Source organism: Jatrophihabitans sp. YIM 134969 (assembly GCF_054456675.1).
In genome coordinates this window covers 1-2,395 of sequence record NZ_JBTJEQ010000102.1, presented here as the reverse complement: position 1 = coordinate 2,395, position 2,395 = coordinate 1, and the positions used below count along the sequence as shown (strand labels likewise).

The 2,395-nt window shown below is 76.4% G+C and carries 3 protein-coding genes; all 3 read right to left on the bottom strand.

The genetic code is table 11. From position 1 onward, the window contains the following. A partial coding sequence (locus ACXR2U_RS24000; protein ID WP_458827616.1) for an AAA family ATPase occupies positions 1 to 885 on the bottom strand: 885 nt, incomplete at its 3' end. A 1-nt stretch (position 886) separates the two neighbouring features. Beyond that, positions 887 to 2,047, bottom strand: coding sequence for an exonuclease SbcCD subunit D (locus tag ACXR2U_RS23995; RefSeq protein ID WP_458827615.1), 1,161 nt, complete (start codon positions 2,045 to 2,047; stop codon positions 887 to 889). Positions 2,048 to 2,114: 67 nt separating this feature from the next. Continuing rightward, the coding region (locus ACXR2U_RS23990) for a SelB domain-containing protein (RefSeq protein WP_458827614.1) at positions 2,115 to 2,395 on the bottom strand (281 nt) is incomplete at its 5' end.

Here is a 2,395-nt window from a genome sequence, read left to right as displayed (position 1 = left end):
CTGGGTGGGCGCGTCGGCGGCGAGCGCCGCCTGCCGCGCCAGGAGACCGCGGCGCCGGTGCTGACGCGTGGCGAGGTCACGGGCCACGTCGAGGGCGGTCTGCTGGGTCCGCCGCGCGTCGGCGGCGACCTCGGCGGCGCTCGCGGTGACACCCGCCCGCGCCACCGCCACGGTCACGAGGTCGTCGAGCCATGCACGGTCGGCGACCGCCGGCACCGCGACCCCGGCCTCCTCGGCGACGCGGGCGACCAACGCCTCGACCTGCTGCTCGTGGACGGCGCACTCCTCGCGGGTGGTGCGGCGGCGGTCCGCGAGCCACGCCTCGACGGCCTCGAACCGCTCGGTGCCGAACAGCCGTTGCAGCAGCGCCGCCCGTTCCGGCGCGGCCGCCCGCAGGAACCGGGCGAACTCCCCCTGCGGCAGGAGGACCACCTGGAAGAACTGCGACGCCGACATCCCCAGCACCCGCAGCAGTTCGTCGTCGGCCTCGCGGAAGCGGGTGCTGACCGGCCGCCACCCGGCGTCGAACTCCTCGAGCAGCACGGACGCCGGATCCTTGGTCGTCCCCTCGCCGGAGCGTTTCCGACGGCGCTGTTCCGGTGAGCGGGTGACCCGGAGCCGGCGGCCGGCGGCGCTGAACTCCAGGGTGACCGAGGTCCGGACCGTGGCCGCCGCGTGGTCGCTGCGCAGGTGGCCCGCGCTCATCCGGTCACCCGGCACCTGGCCGTAGAGGGCGAAACCGATGGCGTCGAGCAGGGAGGTCTTGCCGGCGCCGGTGTCACCGTGCAGCAGGAACAGCCCCGCGGCCCCGAGCGCGTCGAAGTCGACCGTGACCTCGTCCGCGAACGGCCCGAAAGCCCGCACGCTCAACCGGTGGGGGCGCACGTCAGGCCACGTCGTGGTCCGCGGCGCGGACGGCCTCGAACGCCTCACCGAAGAGGGCACACTCGTCGGCGTCCGCCGCGCTGTGCCGGACGTGCTCGACGAACCCCGCGGCGATCTCCAGATCGGAGCGGTGCCGCACCCGGGCGCCGTAACCCAGATCGTCGACCGTGCGTTCGGCGGGCTCCCAGGCCAGGGTCAGCACGTGCGGGAAGCGGGCGCGCAGGCGCTCCATGGCGTCGACCGGGCGCGCGGGATCGGTGACGGTGACGGCGAGCCAGTGCTGCTGCACCGTGTCGTGCGCACGCGAGGTCAGCAGATCGGCGAGCGGGCCCCGGATCTCGGCGAGCCCACGCGGCACCGGTGCCGCGACCTGGTCGACGTGGGCCACCCCCGCGGCGTCGAGCTCGACGAGGTACCAGCCCTTGCGGTGCCGGGCCTCGGAGAACGAGTACGCGAGCGGCGACCCGGAGTACCGCACGGTCGGCCCGACCTGCTGCGCGCCGTGCAGGTGGCCGAGCGCCGCGTAGCCGAACGGCGCGAACACCTCGGCCGGCACGTGGCCGACCCCGCCGACGGTGAGGTCGCGCTCGCTGTCGCTGGCCGCCCCGCCGGTGACCCAGGCGTGGGCCGCGACGACCGTGCGGGTGAGCCCCTGCCGGGCGGCGTCGGCCGCGATCCGGGCGGCGGCGTGCCCGACCACGCCCGCGTGGCCGCGCGGCGCCTCGCCCTCGACGCCCGGCAGCAGGTGGGCGACGGCTGCGGGTTCGAGGTACGGGATGGCGTAGACCCCCACCGGGCCGTGCCGGTCCTCGACCACCACCGGGCGGTCGAGCCCGCCGACCCGGGTACGCAGGTGCACCCCACCCGCGGCGATGAGGGGCGCGTGCGCCCCGAGCCGGATCGCGGAGTCGTGGTTGCCGCTGGACACGACGACCGTGGCGCCCGCGGCCCGCAGCTCGACCAGGGCGTGCTCGAACACCTCGACCGCCTCCAGCGGCGGGATGGCGCGGTCGAAGACGTCACCGGCCACGACCACCAGGTCGACGGCCTCGGACCGGACGGTCGCGACCAGCGCCTCGAGGACCTGTTCCTGCGCGCTCCGCAGATCGGCGCGGTGCAGCGACCGACCCAGGTGCCAGTCCGAGGTGTGCACGATCCGCATGCCCGAGACGCTAGGACGAGGCCCCGACAGTTTCGGGCAACGACACCGTGACGGCGCCCGCGACCCCTCAGCCGCGCTCGCGCCGCAGCCGGTGCCGGCCGTCGTCGGTGCGCACGGTGACGCCACGCGCGGCGAGCGACTCCAGGACGGGCATCGCGACCCGGCGGGTCGTCGCCCACGCCGTCTTGGCCTCGGCGGCGGTGAACGGCTGCGGCAACTGCGCCACGACCGCCTCGGCGCGGGCGTCCCACCCCGGCGCGAGGTAGACACCCTCCGCGACCCGGGCGAGCAGCCCCGCGCGGACCGCCGCGGCGAGCTCGCGGGGGCCGAGACCCGCGGCGGTCAGGG

Coding starts and splice junctions, on each gene's coding strand:
- ACXR2U_RS23995 (WP_458827615.1), bottom strand. CDS start 2,047: ATGCGGATCGTGCACACCTCGGACTGGCACCTGGGTCGGTCGCTGCAC.